Here is a 17,724-nt window from a genome sequence, read left to right as displayed (position 1 = left end):
GAGCCGTTGAGCGGCAGCCCCTGGTTCGCCATCGAGTACGAGCCGCGCGACCACAGCGTGTGGCTGCTGGACCAGCGACGGCTGCCCACCGAGGTGGTCTACGTCACGCTTCGCAAGCCCGACGAGCTGGCCAGCGCCATCCGCGACATGGTGGTGCGCGGCGCGCCGGCCATCGGCATCACGGCGGCGTACGCCATGGCGCAGCAGGCGCACCTCGAGACGGGCGACACGCGCGCGTTCATGCTGGCCATGGGCGCGGCGGGGAGGGTGCTCAACGCCACGCGCCCCACGGCGGTGAACCTGGCCTGGGCCATCGCGCGCATGGCGCGGCGTGCTTCGGACGTGGCCCACAGCCCCGCCGAGGAGCGCGCGCAGGCCATGCTGGCCGAGGCCGAGGCCATCCACCGCGCCGACGTGCTGGCCTGCCGTGAGATGGGCCGCCTGGGCGCCGAGGACGTGCCGGATGGCGCGTGCATCCTCACGCACTGCAACGCGGGCGCGTTGGCCACTGGCGGCTATGGCACGGCGCTGGGCGTCATCCGCGCCGCGCACCAGGCGGGCAAGCGTGTGCGCGTGCTGGCCGACGAGACCCGCCCGTACCTGCAGGGGGCGCGGCTGACCTCGTGGGAGCTGCACCAAGACGGCATCCCGGTGGAGGTCATCACCGACAGCACGGCGGCGCACTGCTTTCAGCGCGGCGAGATCGACTTCGTGGTGGTGGGCGCGGACCGCATCGCCAAGAACGGGGACGTGGCCAACAAGATCGGGACCTATGGCGTGGCCGTCCTGGCCGACGTGCACGGAGTGCCATTCACGGTGGCGGCGCCGGTCAGCACGCTGGACTTCGGCACACCCACGGGCGCCGAGATCCCCCTCGAGGAGCGCTCCCGTCACGAGGTGGCGCAGGTGGGTGGGGCCACGCTCGTCGCCGACGGAATCGCCTGTCGTCACATCGGCTTCGACGTGACGCCCGCCCGGCTGGTGAAGGCGCTGTACACCGAGCGCGGGGTGGTGCGCCTGGCGGCAGGCCAGACCCTCGACCAGCTCTTCGCGGCGCGCTGACGGCCCCAGGGGGAACTAGCCGGTAGGCCATCGCAATTCATGACGCGCTGGCGGTTTTCTGGTACTTCTATCGCTGGAAGAACACCGTGAACGGAACTTGGTACGGTCCCTACGAGCTGCTCCGCAAAATCGCGGCCGGCGGCATGGCAGAGGTGCACCTCGCACGACGCTGGGGGGACTCGGGCTTCTATCGCGAGATGGTGGTGAAGCGGCTCTTCCCGCAGTTCGCCCACAACCCGGCGTCGCTGCTGCTCTTCCAGTACGAAGCGCGGGTCATGGCGGAGCTCGCACACCCGAACATCCCGCAGATCTTCGATCTCGGGGAGTGCGAGGACACCTGGTACATCGCCATGGAGTACGTGCCCGGGGTGAACCTGGCGGACCTCTGGCGCGCCGGCGCGCGAGGCGGCACCCCCATGCCGCTGGACGTCACGCTGGGCATCGTCATCCAGATCTGCGAGGCGCTGCACCACGCGCACGAAGCCGAGGACCGCGGCGGCAACCCGCTGCAGATCGTCCACCGTGACGTGACCCCGCACAACATCATGATCACGCGCGATGGCGTGGCGAAGCTGATGGACTTCGGCATCGCGCAGACCAACGCGAACCGGGCAGAGCAGCGCGGCGTGCTGCGCGGCACGCTGGCCTACATGAGCCCCGAGCAGGTGCGTGGCCGCTGGCTCGACCGGCGCGCGGACATCTTCGCCCTGGGCGTGGTGCTGTACGAGCTGACCACCGGGACGCGCCTCTTCCGCGGTGAGGACGTGCAGGTCATGACCAGCATCGTCGAGACCGACATCCGGCCCCCGTCCACCATCGTGTCGGGGTACCCCGCGGACCTCGAGGCGATCCTGATGGCCACGCTGCGGCGTGATCGCGATCACCGCATCGCGAGCGCGTCGGACCTGTCGGCGCACCTCGAGCACTTCGGCATGCGCAACGGGATGATGCTGGGGCCGCGTCAGGTGGCGCGCTACGTGACCGAGGTCGCCCCGGCGCAGCGGGTGTTGGAGCCCGAGCTCGCCCTCGTGACCAACGAGCCGGCGCCCACGCAGACGCTGGACAGCGCCGCCTATGCGCTCCCGCTCGCCCGCCCACGCGCCGACAGCGGTCCATTCGAAGACGTCCAGGATCTGGACCTCGAGGAGCTGGAGCCGCTCGAGGCTTCGGTGGCGTTCGGTGGCCGAGACACGCTGACGGACGTGCCCGTGGTGCGTGGCGTCGAGGTCCCGCACCGGGCGGCCGGCGCAGGGGCTTACGCCGAGGGCCCCGCCGTGATCCTGGACACGCAGAAGCGCGTCACGGCCGAGCGGAGCTTCCTCGACGAGCTGGACCGGCGCCTCAGAGACGACTGATCAGCGTGACCAAGCGGTCGAGGTCGGCCTTGCTGTGCTTCTCGGTCACGGCCACCAACAGGTCATGGGTGCGCGTGGCGTCGAAGGTGGCGAGGTCCACACCGGCGAGCATCTCTTCCTTCATGCCCTCGGCCACCACGGCAGCGGCCGTCACGCGCTCGAGGCGCACCACGAACTCGTTGAACGTGGGCGCAGAGAAGGGCAGCGAGACACCCGGTAGCGCGGCGAGCCGCGTCTTCAGGTACTCGGCGCTCGAGAGGCACAGGCGTGCCGCCTGATCGAAGCCCGAGCGGCCCAGCAGCGCGGTGCGCATGGTGAGCGCGAGGGCGATGAGGCCGTGGTTGGTGCAGATGTTGCTGGTCGCGCGCTCGCGGCGGATGTGCTGCTCGCGCGTGGAGAGCGTGAGCACGTAGCCACGCTGGCCGTCGGCGTCGAGCGTCTCGCCCACGAGGCGGCCCGGCATCTGGCGGACGAGATCCTGGCGGCAGGAGAACAAGCCCACACCGGGACCGCCGAACTGCGCGGGCACGGCGAGCGACTGGCCCTCGGCCACGGCGATGTCGGCGCCGAGAGCGCCCGGCGACTCGAGCAGCGCCAGCGCGTAGACCTCGGCGGTGGCGGTGATGAGCATGGCCTTCTTGGCCGTGGTGATGGCGCGCGCGGTGGCGACGTCCTCCACGCAGCCGAAGAAGTTGGGGTACCCCAGCACCACGGCGGCGGTGTCGTCGCGCGTGAGGGCAGCCACGGCGTCCATGTCGGTGCGGCCGTTGGGCAGCACGGGCGCGACGTCCATGTCGGGCGTGCCGTCGAGGCCGTGCAGGTATGCGCGGATGGTCTCGAGGTAGTGCGGGTGAATGGCCCCGCTGACCACCAGGTGCGTGCGGCGCGTGGCGCGACGCGCCATCAGGCCGGCCTCGGCGGCAGCGCTGGCTCCGTCGTACATGGAGGCGTTCGCCACCTCCATGCCGAGCAGCTCGCAGACCGTGGTCTGGAACTCGAAGATGGCCTGCAGCGTGCCCTGCGAGAGCTCCGCTTGGTAGGGCGTGTAGGCCGTGTAGAACTCACTGCGCATCAGCAGCTGGTCGAGCGCCGGCGGGATGTGGTGGTCGTACATCCCAGCGCCCAGGAACGAGAGCGCGCGCGCGCCCGTGTTCTTGGCCGCCAGCTCGTTGAGGTGCGCCATCAGACGCGGCTCGTCGAGCGAGGGCTCCATCTGCATCAGCCCCTTGAAGCTGTGGGCTTCGGGGATGGGCTTGAAGAGCTCGTCGATGGACGCGACGCCGATGCGCTCGAGCATCTGGCGGATTTCGACCTCGGTGTGGGGCAGGTAGCGCATGAGTTCTCCGCGTGTCCGACGAGGGACCGTCAGCCTTCGAGCTTGCCGATGTAGTCCGCGTACTGCTTCGCGTCCATCAGACCGTCGAGCTGCGACGCGTCCGACATCTTGATCTCCACGAGCCAGCCGGCCTCGTAGGGCGCCTCGTTGACGGTCTCGGGCGTGCCCTCGAGGTCACCGTTGACGGCCGTGATGGTGCCGCCCACGGGCGAGAACAGCTCGCTCACGGTCTTGACGGACTCGATTTCGCCGAAGCGCGCGTGTGCGCCGACCGCGGTGCCCACGGCGGGCAGGTCCACGAGGGTCACGTCGCCGAGCTGATCGACGGCGTACGAGGTGACGCCGACACGCACGGTGTCGCCATCCACGCGGGCCCATTCATGTTCTTTGGTGTACCGGAGCTCTGCAGGGTAGGTCATGGCGATCTCTATCGGGGTTGGCGCTTGTAGAACGGGGTCTTCACGACCACCGCGTCGATGACTTTGTCTCGGATCTGGATGCCCAGGGCGGTGCCCACGCGCGACGCGCCGACGGGCACGTAGGCGAGGCCGATGTTGGTGCCCAGCGTGATGGAGGGCGAGCCGCTCGTGACCACGCCCACCTCTTGGCCGTCGATGACGACGGGGTAGCCGTGGCGCGCGATGCCGCGGCCGGTCATCTGGATGCCCACCAGCTTGCGGGTGAGGCCAGCGGCCTGGATGGCGCGCAGCGCGTCGCGGCCGATGAAGTCGTCGCCGTCCAGCTTGACCACCCAGCCGAGGCCAGCCTCGAGCGGGTTGGTGGTCTCGTCGATGTCGTTGCCGTAGAGCGAGAGCTTGCCCTCGAGGCGCAGCGTGTCGCGCGCGCCGAGGCCGATGGGCTTCACGCCCACGGGCGCAGCGAGGATGGCGCGGAACAGGGCGGGGGCATCCGCGTTCGCGCAGAACAGCTCGAAGCCGTCTTCGGCCGTGTAGCCCGTGCGGGCCACGGTGCACTGGATGCCCGCCACGAGACCGTCGGCCAGGTGGAACGTGCCCAGCTCGGGCAGGTGCGCGTCGCAGCCCACCTCGCGCAGCGCCTGCTCGGCCAGTGGACCCTGAAGCGCCAGCAGCGCGGTGTCGTCCGACGCGTCGCGGAAGCTGCAGCGACCGGCCGCGTGCTTGCTGAAGTGCGCCGAGATCTTCTCGCGGTTGCCCGCGTTGCAGACCACCAGGATGCGCTCTTCGCCTCGGCGATAGATGATGAGGTCGTCCAGGATGGTGCCGGCTTCGTTGCAGCAGCACGTGTAGAGCGCTTTGCCCACGGGCAGGCTCTTCACCGAATTGGTGACCAAGGAGTCTACCAATGCCACGGCCTCGGGGCCCTCGAGGTGCAGCTCGCCCATGTGCGACACGTCGAACAGGCCTGCGCGCTGCCGCACGGCCTCGTGCTCCTGACGGATGCCTTCGTACTGCACGGGCATGAGCCAGCCGGCGAAGGGGACAAGGCGAGCGCCGAGCGCACGGTGCTCGGCGACGAGCGGCGTCTCGAGGAGGGGGGTGGTTGGAGCCGTCACGGTGCGCGACATTAGCCCCAGGACCAGTGGGGTTCAAGCGATGTCATGTTCATCGCGCACTCGCTGCGGCGCTGCGCTGGGATCCATGGGTTCACGTGTGTACCCTGGGTGGCAGGAGACCCCCATGACCCCCCTCGACCGACCCGTCCCGCGGACGCTGCGCTCGCAGCCTCTCTTCCCATTGACCGTCGCCTGGCTGGCGCTCGGGTTGTCTGCGGGCTGCGGCAGCGGCGGCCCGGGGGGGCGGGGCGGTCAGGTGGGCGATCCGTGCGATGCGAGCCGACCGTGTCGTAGCGACCTGGTGTGCGGGACGAACGGGATGTGCGTCGTGGATGAGCCCCCGCCCGACCAGGGCGTCGTCGTACTGCCCGACCTCGGGCCCGGCGTGACCATCACTGGCATCGAGCTGACACCGGTTGGCGAGACCGCCGATCTCACCATCGGGGCCACCGACACCGTGCAGTTCAGCGCCGTGCTGCGGCGCTCCGACAGCCAGACCCTGCCGGCCACGGGAGCCCGCTTCACGGCCAGCTCACGGGTGCTCGGCACGCTGGACACCGTCACGGGCGCGTTCGCGCTGAACGGGCTGCTCGGGGGCAGCGTCACCGTGACCGTTTCCATCACCATCGGCGGCCAGACCTTCACGGACACCGAGACGCTCGTGGTGAACTTGTCGCGCACCATCGGGGGAGGGGCGGGTGGTCCCACGGACCCCGTGACGCAGTTCATGGGCACGCCCGTCACGGATGCCGCGCGCACGGCCGCCATTCAGTACCCGCTCGACGAGGTGGTCATGCCGCAGAACGTATCGCCCGCGGACGTGCAGTGGTCCTGCGGCGCCAACACGGGCGTCTGCCCCGAGGCCGACTCGTTCCGGATCACGCTCGAGAAGCCGCACGCCCGCGTGGTGGTCTACCTGCGCAACCCCGATGAGGCCGTGAACGACCACTACCTGGTGGACGCGAGCGCGTGGCGCGCGCTGGCGCAGTCCGACCCCACCGACGCCATGAGCGTGCGCGTGGATCGCTTCGACGCCGCCGCGACGCAGGTGGTGAGCGGCGCGCCGATCGACGTGAACTTCGCCGTCGCTGCGGTCACCGGCACCGTCTACTACTGGGACATCGACGACGAGAAGATCCGCCGGATCAACGACGGCGCGCCAGCCAGCGAGCTGCTGCTGCCACACCCCGACTCGCCGCTGGCGGACGACGTGGATGGCGACGCCTGCGTGGGCTGTCACGCCATCAGCAACAGCGGCCGCTACATGCTGGCGAACCTGCACTTCGACAACTTCGGCGCGCTCTACGACCTGACGCGCAGTGATCTGGCCGCCAACCCCGCGCCCACCGAGTGGCCCGTGTCGGAGATGATCCGCTGGCGCACCGCCAGCTTCAGCCCCGACGACACGCGCGCCATGGTGTCCTCGGCGGTGGGCAACGACTTCCTGTTCTTGATCGACCCCTTCACCGGCCAGAGCGTCACGCATACCGGGACCCTGCCCAACCCGGGCACACACCCCGCGTGGTCGCGCGACGGCGACAGCGTGGCCTACATCGGCAACACCAACAGCTGGGCGGGCGACATCACCACGGGCGACCTCAGCATGCTGCCCGTCACGGGGCCCGATGCGTTCGGACCCGGCGCTGCCATCCATATGGGCGCGAGCCTGAGCGGACAGGCCGAGGGCGGTGTCACGGACAGCTACCCGACCTGGTCGCCGGACTCCGCGTGGCTGGCGTTCGCGCACGGCACGGGCTCGCGCTCCGACCCGCGGGACCCCAACGGAGACGTGGTCATCGACCCCGCCAACACGTCGGCCATCTACCTGGTGCGGCGCGACGGAACGGGGCTCACGCGTCTCACGCGCATCGCCTCGGCGAACCACTTCGAGTTCCAGCCCAACTTCTCGCCGTTCACGTCGGGGGGCTACTACTGGTTGAGCTACCTGTCGCGGCGCCCCTACGGCAACCGCACCGCCGGCAACGCGGGCACCACCATCCAGCCCGGTCAGGTGTGGGTCACGGCCGTGCGGGCCAACGCCGATGGCACCTTCGACCCGAGCGGCGTGCCGTACTGGCTCCCCGGCCAGATCCCGGATCACCGCAGCGTCTCGGCGTTCTGGGCGCCCCGTGCCTGCCGCGTGGATGGCGAGGGCTGCATGGTGAACAGCGAGTGCTGCGGTGGCGTTTGTGGCGACGACGGCAGCGGTGGAACCGAGTGCGTTCCGCCACCTGTCAACGAGTGTCGCCTCATCGGCGAGACGTGCTCCACGAACGCGGACTGCTGCGACGAAGCGGATGGTGCCACCTGCACCAACAACAGCTGCGTGAACATCATCTTCGAGTGACGCAATTCAACGGGCCGGTGCGCCGATAAGCGCGCCATGCCCCACGCTGTCCTTCCTTTCGACCCTTCCCCGGTCGACCACGGCGAGCCTCAGACAGCCCCGCTCGAAGGGCGGGCCCGCCCCTGCGGAAACCCCGAGCTGGTGCTGCGCATCGGCACGGGGAGGGACGCGCGGCGCTCGCGTCTGCGCGCGCACTTCCTGACGTTCGGATCGTCGTCCCGTGCGGACGTGCAGCTGCACGACCGAGCCGTGTCCGGACTTCACTTTCGTGCCCGCGCCGAGCGAGGGGTGGTGTGCCTCGAGGACCTCGGCAGCCGCAACGGGCTCTGGGTGGACGGCGTGCGCGTGAAGGCGGCCGACCTCGCGCCGGGCAGCATGTTCGTGGCCGGGCGCACCAGGCTGGTGGTCAGCTTCTCTTCGGAGGGCAGCATCCACGAGCACGTCTCTGCGGCATCGGGGCCCGAGGCCTATGTGGTGCACTCGGAGGCCATGCAGGACCTCATCGCCCTGGCCGAGCGCTACGCTCGCTCGAAGGCCAGCGTGGTGATCCTGGGCGAGAGCGGCTCCGGCAAAGAAGGCATCGCGCGGCGGGTGCACACCGCCAGCGGCCGCACGGGTCCGTTCGTGGCGGTCAACGCGGGCGCGCTGCGCGACGACGCGCTGGCCAGTGAGCTCTTCGGGCACGTGAAGGGCGCGTTCACCGGGGCGGCGGGCGACCGCGCGGGGGCCTTCCAGCGGGCGCACGGCGGCACGTTGTTCCTCGACGAGTTGGGCGAGCTGAGCCTCTCCGCCCAGGTCATGCTGCTGCGCGCGCTGGAGACCGGGCGGGTGCAGCCCATGGGCGCCGACCGCGAGGTGGAGGTGGACGTGCGTCTGGTGGCCGCCACGCACCGCGACCTCGCCAAGCGCGTGCGCACGGGCGAGTTCCGCGAGGACCTCTACTACCGCCTGTGCAAGCTGCCCATCGAGGTGCCGCCGCTGCGTCGTCGCGCCGCGGACATCGCGCCCCTGGCCGAGCACTTTGCGCGCTACGGCTCGCCTCCAGGCGCCGTCCGGCCGTTCTCCGATGCGGCCCTCGCGCGGCTGCGGGCGCACACGTGGCCCGGCAACGTGCGCGAGCTGGGCAACGTGGTGGCCCGCGCCACCATGCGCGCCATGGGCCCCGTGGTCACCGAAGACGACGTGCTCGCCAGCCTGGACCCGCTGGCGGTGGGCTCGCGGCCCATCGACGACGAGGCGCTGCTGCGCGCGTTGGCCGCGCACGCCTTCAACAAGACGGCGGCGTCGCGTGCGCTCGGCATCCCGCGCAGCACGCTGCGGGACCGGCTGGACAAGCTCCACGCAGACACGGATGACGCGCACGAAGCCGACGAGGACGACCCCCACGCGACCTGCTAGCATCCCCCGCGTGTCAGCCCCGAAGAGCCACGGCAGCGGCGAGTTCCAGCCCAGCGACCTCGCGCGCTGCGGGGAGGGCTGCGTGTTCGAGGCCGGCGTACTGGTCTTCCACCCCGAGAACGTGCACCTGGCCGAGCGCGTGTACGTGGGCCACCAGACCATTTTGAAGGGCTATTACAAGTCCACCATGGAGATTGGCGAGGGCACCTGGATCGGCCAGCAGTGCTTCTTCCACAGCGCCGGCGGCCTGCGCATCGGTCGGCACGTGGGCATTGGTCCTGGGGTGCGCATCCTCACGTCCAACCACCGCGAGGCGGGGCGTGACCTGCCCATCCTGAGCTCGCCGCTCGACTTCGCCGAGGTGGTCATCGAGGACGACGCGGACATCGGCGTCAGCGCCGTCATCCTGCCTGGGGTCACCATCGGGCGTGGCGCGCAGATCGGGGCGGGCGCCGTGGTGGCCGAGAGCATCCCCGCCTACGCCGTGGCCGCCGGGGTCCCCGCCCGTGTGTTGAGGTTCCGCCCATGAGCAGCATGCCCACCGATCCCCCGCCGCTGTCGGTCATCGTCTTCGCCTTCAACGAGGCGGAGAACATCCCCGCCGTGCTGGCCGAGCTGCGCGCGTGGCTGCTGGTCCACGTGCCGGGCGCCGAGGTGGTGTTCGTGGACGACGGCTCGCGCGACGGAACCGGCGAAGCCGCCGAGCGGGCGCTCCATGGCTTTCCGCACCGGGTGGTCACGCACGCGGTGAACAGCGGCATCGGCGCCGCGCTGAAGACGGGCGTGCGCGCCAGCCGGGGGGAGTGGGTGACCTTCCTGCCGGCCGACGGTCAGATCGCGCCCGAGGCCATCGCCACGCTCATGGCGGCGCGCCGCGAGGACACCGAGGTGGTCTTCAGCGTGTACGCCGACCGAGACGACGGGCTCCACCGCAAGGTGCTGAGCTGGGGCGTGCGCACCCTCATCCGCTCCATCCACGGCGTGCCCATGCGCAGCGACGGGCCCTACCTGTTCCGCCGCGTGCTGTTCGACCCGGAGCAGCTCACGCCCAACAGCTTCTTCCTGAACTTCGAGTTCCCGCTGCGCGTGGTGCGCGCCCAGCTGCCGTTCGAGACGGTCACCATCGCGTGCCGCCCGCGCCTGGCCGGGCAGTCCAAGTCCGCGAAGCTGTCGCAGGTGGGCAAGGTAGGGCGCGAGCTGCTGGAGCTGCGCGTGCGCACCACGCGGGAAGCCGTGCGGCGGGCCCTGGGCAGCTGAGGCTGAGCTTCAGCCTCACGACTCTACACATCTCCTGCGGGAGCCGATTCGGCTTGCTGCAAGGCACAATGGGCACCCCCGGCTGGAAGCCGGGGGCAGCAAACCTGGCCTGGATGGGCATAAAGTCCCCTCCGGGGACTAGATGGCTGCCAGCAGGGTTTGCCCTACCAAGGGTACTCAGACACTTTGTCCGGCTACCCTTGGTAGAACACACCCCGTTGTCGATCACCTAGTCCGCCCGACGGGCGGACTTTCAGTGTGTCCAGGCCAGGTTTGCCGCCCACCGCTTCAGCGGTGGGTGTCCACCTCGTCTGGCATGTGTTTCAGGCCAGCTTCAGACCGCAGCAGGGAACGCGGCCGGCGTGCTCAGCGGCCCGAGGTCCGACCAGGGGAGGTCTTCGCTGTGCTTCACGAGCTTGCTGCGCGCCGTGAGCACCTCCGCGCCGTTGCGCGTGACGAGGATGGTGTGCTCGAACTGCGCGCTCAGCTTCCGGTCGGCGGTGAGCACCGTCCAGCGGTCCTTCAAGAGCTCGGTCTCGTAGGTGCCGATGTTGATCATGGGCTCGATGGTGAACACCATGCCGGCCTTCATCTTCAGGCGGCTGGCGGCGTCGCGCGCGCGGTAGTGCGGCACCTGCGGCGGCATGTGGAACTCGCGCCCCACGCCGTGGCCCACGTAGTCGCGCACCACGGAGCACTTCATTTTGTCCGCGTACTCGTGGATGGCCGCGCCGATGTCGCCGATGGCCGCGCCGTGGCGCACCTGGGCGATGCCCAGCTCGAGCCCGCGGCGCGCCACCTCGGTGACCAGCTTGGCCTCCTCCGACGGCTGGCCAATGTAGAAGGTGACGCTGGTGTCCCCGAAGTAGCCGTGCGTGGTGGGGAAGATGGTGGTCACGTCCACGTTCACGATGTCGCCGTCTTTCAAGACGGTTCCGTCGGGGATGCCGTGGCAGACGCACTCGTTCACCGACGTGCAGACGCTCTTGGGGAAGCCCTTGTAGTTCAAGGGGGCAGGCAGCGCGTCGTGCTCGATGCAGTACTGGTGCACCCAGGTGTTGATCTCATCGGTGGTGATGCCGGCGCGAATGCGCTCGCCCACCATGACCAGGCACTCGGCGGCCAGGCTGCAGGACTCGCGCATGCGCTCGAGGGCAGCGGAATTCATCGTCTCGATGCGTTTCAACACGACCCCCCAACTAACTGAACCCGGCCGGGCCGGCAAGTGCTCATGCCACTTGCTTGCGGAGAAACGCGCCGGTGGCGTAGTACCCGACGTAGGCGAGGGCGCTGCCCACGTTGCCCAGCGCGATGACCCAGAAGAGGCTCTCGCGCGGGAGATCGAGGGTGGCCGCCACCACGTACGCCGTGGGCAAGATGATGCCCAGCAGCAGGACACCGTCCAGCACCAGGCTCGACAGCGTGGCCCCGGCCCCCGTCATGGCCTGCGACAGCACCACGCCCACGCCCAAGAACGCGTAGCTCAACGCCACGATGCCGAGGTACTCGCGACCCACCTGCAGCACGGCGGGGGTGCTGTCGAAGAAGCCCAAGATGGCGTCGCTGTAGCGGATGTACAGAAGCCCGAGCGCCAGCATCATGACCAGGTTGTAGGCCGCGGCCACGAGCCCCGCGCGCTTCGCCCGCTCGGGGAAGCCGGCGCCCAGGTTGGTCCCCACGAACGAGCTGGCCGCCGCGCCCCAGCCCATGCCCACGAAGAGCGCCATGGTCTCGAGGCGCAGACAGATGCTGTAGGCGGTGAGCGCGCTCTGGTCGCTGCCGGTGGTGTACTCGGCGTTGATCAGGGCGATGACCACCAAGATGGACGCCACCCGCAGCACCAGCTGTGCGCTCGCGGGCCAGCCGATGCGCAGGATGGAGCGCAGCACCTCCGCGTTGGGGCGGAGGTAGAGCGGGTGGAAGCGCGGGCCTCCGCGGCGCCGAACCAACAGCACGAGCCCGATGATGACCGGGACGGTCCGCGCGATGATGGTGGCGTAGGCGGCGCCCAGCACCTCGAGCCGCGGGATGCCGAGGGCGCGCGCGACGGGAGCCCCCCAGGCGAACATGTCCGGCGCGGGGCCATCGCCGTAGATCAAGAAGACGTTGAGCAGGATGTTGAGCGCGTTGCCCCCCACCAACAGCATGGTCGCGGTCTTCGCGTGCCCGAGGGCGCGCAGCACTGCGGTCAGGTGCAGCAGCAGGAAGATCGAGAAGCTGCCCCCCAGCATGACCTCGAGGTACACGACCGCGACGTCGGCCGTGTCGCCCTTGGCGAACATGATGCGGCGCACGATGAAGTCGCTGCCGAAGATGCCCAGCAGTCCGAATGCCACGCTGAGCGCCCCCACGAGCCACAGCGACTGGTAGGTGGCTCGGCGCACCCCGGTCAGGTAGCCGGCGCCCACGTGACGGGTGATCAGCGCCACCGCGGCCGTGGCGATGCCGTTGCTCAAGATCGTGGCCACCGCGGCCACCATGTCGCACAGCCCCAGCGCGGCGAGCGCGGCGCCCGAGTTGGGCAGCCGGCTGATCATGAACATGTCCACCAGGTTGAACAGGGTGTGGAGCACCATGCCCACCACCAGCGGCCCTCCGAAGCGAAGGACGCCCAGACCCAAGCCGGCCTCCACCAGCCGCCGTCGGGTGCGCTGGTTGGTCGTCTCGCGCGCGTTCATAGCCGCGCAGCTTGCCACATGCCCCGAGAGTGCAGCGGGGCGTTGACCATTCGCGCGTTCCAGACTAAATCCCCGACACCATGTCGAAGACCTACAACAACGTGCCGATGTCCGACGCCCTCGCCGAGAGCGTGGCCAAGTCCGATGCGTTCTGGGACGGCCCGAAGCTCATCGTGCTCTGCTTCGTGACGCTCGGCCTGTCCTTCGCGCTCCTCTGGTCCATGGCCGAGGGCATCGTCGGGCCCACGTTCCACGAGACCGACATCGGCCACGAGTCCCACGACCTCCAGATCGGCCAGGGCCGCTAGTTCCGCTAGTCGGTCTTGACCCACACCTCGTCGGCGAGCTCGCGGACGAGGTGGCGCCGAAGGAACGTCCCCCGGCAAGGGCCGCGCGTGCAGAACCCGTCGCTGACGCGGTAGAGCGCGCCGTGCGTGCCGCAGCGCAGGGTGTCCACGTCCCCGGCAAAGAAGTCCCCGCTGCCGCCGTCCAGGGGGATGGGCAGGTGCTTGCAGAGGTTCTGGTAGGCGTAGAGCTCGCCGGCCTGGCTGACGCCCACCAGCACCGACAGGGGGATGCCCAGCGGGTCACGCCCGAGCGACACCTGCTGCAGCACGCCCGGGCGCAGGTCCCGGCGCAGGCACACGCGCCGCCACGTGTCCCGGAGGGGGGCCGTGTCGGTCACACGATCTCCTTGTAGGCGCGGCGGGCGTTCACCGAGACGATGCGCCGGCTGGGCAGCAGGAGCGCCGTGAGCTGCCCGCCGTAGACGCAGCCGGTGTCGAGGCCGATGGCCTGCTCGTAGCGCTGCAGCCCGCGAATGGCGTCGTGGCCGAACACCACCAGATCGCTCCCCGTCCAGCGGCTGGCCCACGGCACGCCGTCATCCGCGCGATAGCTGACCCCACCCGTGCTGGTCAGGCTGCGCATGTTCAAGAGGTCCACCGGGTCTTGGCGGTGGATGGCCACGCCCGGCCGGAGCCCCGCGTGCACCACCGTGGTGCGGTGCTCGGGCAGCCGCAGCGTGAGGGGCAGGGCCTCGAGCCACGCTACGTCCTCGTCACCGAGCGCGGCGCACACCGCGCGGTGACCACGGCTGAGCGGCCGGTCCAACGGGGGACCCTCACGCTCCGCCCGGAACCAGCTGAGCACGCGCTCGTCGTGGTTGCCCCGCACGGCCAGCGCGCCCAGCTCACGGGCGCGCGCCACCACGCCGGCGGAGTCCGGGCCCTTGGCCACCAGATCCCCGACCAGGATCAGGCGGTCGCCGCGGGTGTAGCGCACCTTTCGCAGCAGCGCGTCGAGCTCCGTCAGGCACCCGTGCACGTCCCCGATGATGATGGTCTGGCTGTCGTGGCCCAGCACGTTCAGGTGACACCGGTGGGAGAGAGGAGCGACAGCATGGCGTAGAGCGCGGGCTTCGGGTGGTCCGGGTCATAGACCAGCGCGGCTGCAAAGTCGCGTGTCCCGACGTCTCGCGCAAGGGGATCGTGCCCCAACGTTCGTTCTCCCCCGGCCTCGACCGCGGAGGCGAAGACCACGCGCACGGGCAGCCCAGGGAGCGCCCGCGCGATGGCCCGCGAGAGGTTGGCCACCTCGAGATCGCGGGTGATGGCGTTGTCCGTCACGTGCAGGATGGCGTCGAGGTGGCCGCGCCGATGGGTGGCCTCCAGCAGGCGGACCGGGCCCTCGGGATCCGCCGCGCCGCACTCGGCCACGTTCAGGCGGTGGTGCTGCCCCAGCTGCGCCCTCAGGCTCTCGAGCTCGGTGCGCAGGGGGGCCGCCGCGAGCACGTTGGCGCCGAGGGCCAGCAGCGCCTCCATGGCGTGGAACGCGAAGGGGCGCTCGGCACCGAAGACCACCACATGTTGGTTGCGCACCAGCATCAGGCTGCAGGGTACCAGGTGGCGCACCCGCACGCGCATCGCTCGGGAGTGAGGTATGGTGCGCCCATGCTGAAGGTCGGAAACAAAGCCCCTGCGTTCTCGCTCGAGTCCTCCGATGGGGGAAAGCTGTCCCTCTCGGATCTGGCCGGGCGCTACGCGGTGATCTACTTCTACCCCAAGGACAGCACGCCGGGCTGCACCACGGAGGCGCTCGCTTTCCGCGATGCGCGGGCGGAGCTGGACGCGCTCGGCGCGGTGGTGGTGGGGGTCAGCAAGGACTCCATCGCGTCGCACTGCAAGTTCCGCGACAAGCACGCGCTGGGCTTCGCGCTGCTGTCGGATCCGGACGGCTCCATGATCGAGAAGTACGGCGCGTGGGGCGAGAAGAAGCTCTACGGGCGCGACTTCATGGGCATCTTGCGCTCCACGGTGGTGGTCGGCCCTGATGGCCGCGTGCTGGCGCACTTCCCAAAGGTGAAGGTCAAGGAGCATGCGGCGGAGGTGGTGGAGGTGATCCGCGCCGCGGCGGCCGCTGCCGGCTGACCACGGCGCCACGGTCCCAGCGCACCGGCGCCGTGCCGTCCTCCTCGTCCGGGGGCGTGAGCGTGGTCTCCACCTCCCACTCGTGGCCGTCGGTCTCGAGGGTGATCCCACCCAGCTGGGCGGTGAGCAGCAGCGGGATCCCGAGTTGCTCGAAGCGCGCCACCACGTCGTCGTGTGGGTGACCGAACGCGTTGTCGCGGCCCTGGCTCGCGACCGCCAGCGATGGCTGCACCACGTTCAAGAAGGCCTCGGTCGAGGACGTTCGGCTGCCGTGATGCCCCACCTTCAAGACGTCCGCGCGCACGCGCTCGCCGAGCGCCGCCAGCGCCTCTTCGGCTTCGTGCTCGGCGTCGCCCACGAACAGCACGCTGCGCTCACCGAAGCGCAAGCGCATGACGAAGGAGTTGTCGTTGGGGTCGAGCGCCGCGTCGAAGCTGGGGCAGGGCCAGATGAGGTCCAGCTCCACGCCGCCTAGTTGTCGGGCGCCACACAGCTGCTCAGGGCCCAGCACTCGCGTGCCACGCGTGGACAGCCCGCGCAGCAGCTGGGTGTAGGGCGCGTCGGGGTGCTCGCCGGGCCCCTGACCCGTGTCCCACACCTCTCGGACGGCGACCGCGCGCAGCACGGCGGCCAGCCCCCCGAAGTGGTCGGGGTGCGGGTGGCTGATCATCGCCGCGCGCAGCTCCCGCCGACGTCGCGCCGCCAGGATGGGTGCGATGACCTGCTCGCCCGGGTCCGGGACGCCCCCGCCCGCATCGATCAGCAGCGCCTCGCCGTTCGGTAGGTCCACGATGGCGCCGTCGCCCTGGCCCACGTCGAGGAACGTGATGCGCAGCGTGCCCATGGGTTGCTCGGTGTGGCGCAGCCCGATCTCGGAGCCCACGAAGCCGGTCATGGAGAGCGTCAGAATCACCACGCGGACCCGCCCGCGCGTGCCCAGCAACGCGACCACCGCAGCGCCCACGCACAGCCCTTCGCCCAGGCTGAGCGGCGGCAGGCCCAGACCCCAGCCGGGGCTCGAGTAGATGGACGTGCCGTGCACCAGCGCGCGGCAAATGATGGCGAGCGGGGTGGCGGTGAGGCTGGCCAGTGGCGGGCAGAGCGTGGCCAGCACCGCGTGCACGTTGCCGAGCGCCAGCAGGATCCCGGAGCCCAGCGGGGCCACCAGCAGGTTGGCCAGCAGGCCCAGGATGGGGATCCCGGAGAAGCACCAGAGCGTGACCGGCGCGGTCGCCAGCGTGGTGCGGCACGTGATGGACCACGCCGTCATCAGCTCGGGGAAGCGCGCGTCGCGGTGCGAAGGGGCCGTGAGGATGGCGGCGGTGGCCACCACGGAGAGCACGAAGCCAGGGCTCACGCTGACGCGCGGATCCAAGAACGCGATGACCAAGCAAGCACCCGCCATGAGCGGCATGGGTTCGGGTCTTCGTCCGAGCGCCGTGACCACCAGCGCGAGGCACGCCGTGAACGCCGCGCGGTGCCCACTGGGGCTGCCGCCCGATAGCTCTCCATAGATGAGCACGCAGGGGATGCCCGCGAGCGCCGACAGCCGATCCGGGCGCAGCACGTCCAGGCGCACGAACACGCGCCGCAGCGTCCCGACCAGGAACAGGCCCACCATGGCCACGTGCATGCCCGACACCGCCAGGACGTGCGCCATCCCCGCGTCGCGCATGATGTCGCGCTGGGTCTCCTCGGTGACGCCGCCGTCGCCCAGCACCAGCGCGACGACCAGCCCCTCCACGTCGTCGGGCATGCTGCGGGTGATCCCGTCGCGCAGGGCGGCCCGCGCTCCGGCCAGCGCGCCCGCGATCCAAGGCACGTCAATGACCTCCGGCGGGCTGTCCGCCACGCTGCGCCCCGTGGCCGCGGGGATCAGCTCGGGCGGCCACGCGGGGTGGGGTGTGGTGTTGTGAAAGACCGTCGGCGGACGCAGGCGCACCAGCGCGCGCACCAGGGCTCCCGGCGGCACGCTGGCGTCGCGAGGGAAGGTGACGATGACGCGGCGCCCACGCAGGTCGGCTGGCCGCTTGGTGACCAGCGCCTCCACCCCGCGCAGCTCGAGCAGCGCCCGCTGGTCCTCCTCGCGCGGGCGAACCGCCAGCACCTCGCCCTCCACCCTGTACAGCCCGGGCGGCACGGGCCGCTGCGGCAGTGGGCCGATGCCGAAGCCCGAGATCGCGCACAGCAGGCCGAGGGGCAGCACCCACAGACGCGCCCGCAGCGCGCTCCCCAGCAGCGCGAACAGCGTGGCCAGGCTGAGCGCGACGGCCGCTGGCCACACGCGGGTGGGCTGCTCCGTGGCCATTCCCACGAAGATTCCGACGA

The 17,724-nt window shown here is 70.4% G+C and carries 17 protein-coding genes; 8 read left to right on the top strand and 9 right to left on the bottom strand.

Going from position 1 to position 17,724, the window contains the following annotated elements:
* The first annotated feature begins 6 nt into the window (after window positions 1-6).
* Together mtnA and IPI43_13795 are read left to right on the top strand one after the other, a co-directional pair.
* Entirely contained in the window at window positions 7-1,062 is a 1,056-nt protein-coding gene (gene mtnA, locus IPI43_13800) for an S-methyl-5-thioribose-1-phosphate isomerase (GenBank protein ID MBK7775180.1), read from the top strand.
* 86 nt (window positions 1,063-1,148) lie between these two features.
* Window positions 1,149-2,417: a serine/threonine protein kinase gene (locus tag IPI43_13795; protein ID MBK7775179.1), complete on the top strand. Its 1,269-nt coding sequence runs from the start codon at window positions 1,149-1,151 to the stop codon at window positions 2,415-2,417.
* Here the strand turns inward: IPI43_13795 and gcvPA are convergent.
* The 3 genes from gcvPA to gcvT are packed head-to-tail and all read right to left on the bottom strand — an operon-like array spanning window position 2,404 to window position 5,299.
* Window positions 2,404-3,753: an aminomethyl-transferring glycine dehydrogenase subunit GcvPA gene (gcvPA, locus tag IPI43_13790; GenBank protein ID MBK7775178.1), complete on the bottom strand. Its 1,350-nt coding sequence runs from the start codon at window positions 3,751-3,753 to the stop codon at window positions 2,404-2,406. The two genes, IPI43_13795 and gcvPA, sit on opposite strands and share 14 nt — an antisense overlap.
* A gap of 29 nt (window positions 3,754-3,782) precedes the next feature.
* Window positions 3,783-4,172 carry a glycine cleavage system protein GcvH gene (gene gcvH, locus IPI43_13785; GenBank protein ID MBK7775177.1) on the bottom strand — a complete coding sequence of 130 codons (390 nt, stop codon included), beginning with the start codon at window positions 4,170-4,172 and terminating at the stop codon, window positions 3,783-3,785.
* Window positions 4,173-4,180: 8 nt separating this feature from the next.
* Entirely contained in the window at window positions 4,181-5,299 is a 1,119-nt protein-coding gene (gene gcvT, locus IPI43_13780) for a glycine cleavage system aminomethyltransferase GcvT (protein ID MBK7775176.1), read from the bottom strand.
* Window positions 5,300-5,615: 316 nt separating this feature from the next.
* Between gcvT and IPI43_13775 the strand changes: the two genes are divergently transcribed.
* From IPI43_13775 to IPI43_13760, 4 genes are read left to right on the top strand one after another with little or no spacing between them, the layout of a single operon-like run.
* On the top strand, window positions 5,616-7,634 hold the full coding sequence (locus IPI43_13775; GenBank protein MBK7775175.1) for a hypothetical protein: 2,019 nt from the start codon (window positions 5,616-5,618) through the stop codon (window positions 7,632-7,634).
* Window positions 7,635-7,670: 36 nt separating this feature from the next.
* Complete coding sequence (locus IPI43_13770; GenBank protein MBK7775174.1) at window positions 7,671-9,032, top strand: sigma 54-interacting transcriptional regulator; 1,362 nt, start codon at window positions 7,671-7,673, stop codon at window positions 9,030-9,032.
* A 10-nt stretch (window positions 9,033-9,042) separates the two neighbouring features.
* Window positions 9,043-9,561 (top strand): acyltransferase, encoded by a 519-nt coding sequence (locus IPI43_13765; protein ID MBK7775173.1) that lies wholly within the window; start codon window positions 9,043-9,045, stop codon window positions 9,559-9,561.
* Window positions 9,558-10,289 (top strand): glycosyltransferase family 2 protein, encoded by a 732-nt coding sequence (locus IPI43_13760; GenBank protein ID MBK7775172.1) that lies wholly within the window; start codon window positions 9,558-9,560, stop codon window positions 10,287-10,289. Before IPI43_13765 ends, IPI43_13760 begins: the two co-directional genes overlap by 4 nt.
* 334 nt (window positions 10,290-10,623) lie before the next feature.
* Here the strand turns inward: IPI43_13760 and map are convergent, their stop codons facing one another.
* Together map and IPI43_13750 are read right to left on the bottom strand one after the other, a co-directional pair.
* On the bottom strand, window positions 10,624-11,457 hold the full coding sequence (map, locus tag IPI43_13755) for a type I methionyl aminopeptidase (protein ID MBK7775171.1): 834 nt from the start codon (window positions 11,455-11,457) through the stop codon (window positions 10,624-10,626).
* A gap of 61 nt (window positions 11,458-11,518) precedes the next feature.
* A complete protein-coding gene (locus IPI43_13750) occupies window positions 11,519-12,967 on the bottom strand; it encodes an MATE family efflux transporter (GenBank protein ID MBK7775170.1) in 1,449 nt (482 codons plus the stop codon).
* An 80-nt stretch (window positions 12,968-13,047) separates the two neighbouring features.
* Between IPI43_13750 and IPI43_13745 the strand changes: the two genes are divergently transcribed.
* Window positions 13,048-13,275, top strand: coding sequence for a hypothetical protein (locus IPI43_13745; protein ID MBK7775169.1), 228 nt, complete (start codon window positions 13,048-13,050; stop codon window positions 13,273-13,275).
* A 5-nt stretch (window positions 13,276-13,280) separates the two neighbouring features.
* Here the strand turns inward: IPI43_13745 and IPI43_13740 are convergent, their stop codons facing one another.
* Genes IPI43_13740 through IPI43_13730 form a run of 3 tightly spaced genes read right to left on the bottom strand, consistent with a single transcriptional unit; the run spans window position 13,281 to window position 14,853 of the window.
* On the bottom strand, window positions 13,281-13,652 hold the full coding sequence (locus IPI43_13740) for a Rieske 2Fe-2S domain-containing protein (protein MBK7775168.1): 372 nt from the start codon (window positions 13,650-13,652) through the stop codon (window positions 13,281-13,283).
* Window positions 13,649-14,329, bottom strand: coding sequence for a serine/threonine protein phosphatase (locus IPI43_13735; GenBank protein ID MBK7775167.1), 681 nt, complete (start codon window positions 14,327-14,329; stop codon window positions 13,649-13,651). Before IPI43_13735 ends, IPI43_13740 begins: the two co-directional genes overlap by 4 nt.
* 5 nt (window positions 14,330-14,334) lie before the next feature.
* Window positions 14,335-14,853, bottom strand: coding sequence for a hypothetical protein (locus tag IPI43_13730; GenBank protein MBK7775166.1), 519 nt, complete (start codon window positions 14,851-14,853; stop codon window positions 14,335-14,337).
* 66 nt (window positions 14,854-14,919) lie between these two features.
* Here IPI43_13730 and bcp point away from each other — a divergent pair, with 66 nt between their 5' ends.
* Window positions 14,920-15,396 (top strand): thioredoxin-dependent thiol peroxidase, encoded by a 477-nt coding sequence (bcp, locus tag IPI43_13725; protein MBK7775165.1) that lies wholly within the window; start codon window positions 14,920-14,922, stop codon window positions 15,394-15,396.
* On the opposite strand, the gene IPI43_13720 is transcribed toward bcp, so the two are convergent.
* Window positions 15,335-17,710: a DNA internalization-related competence protein ComEC/Rec2 gene (locus IPI43_13720; GenBank protein MBK7775164.1), complete on the bottom strand. Its 2,376-nt coding sequence runs from the start codon at window positions 17,708-17,710 to the stop codon at window positions 15,335-15,337. The genes bcp and IPI43_13720 overlap by 62 nt on opposite strands.
* Window positions 17,711-17,724: the final 14 nt, after the last annotated feature.

The organism is Sandaracinaceae bacterium, assembly GCA_016706685.1.
Classification (GTDB): domain Bacteria; phylum Myxococcota_A; class Polyangia; order Polyangiales; family Houyiibacteriaceae; genus JADJJE01.
Note: the sequence above shows the minus strand (reverse complement) of the source record. Positions and strands in the feature narration are given on the sequence as shown.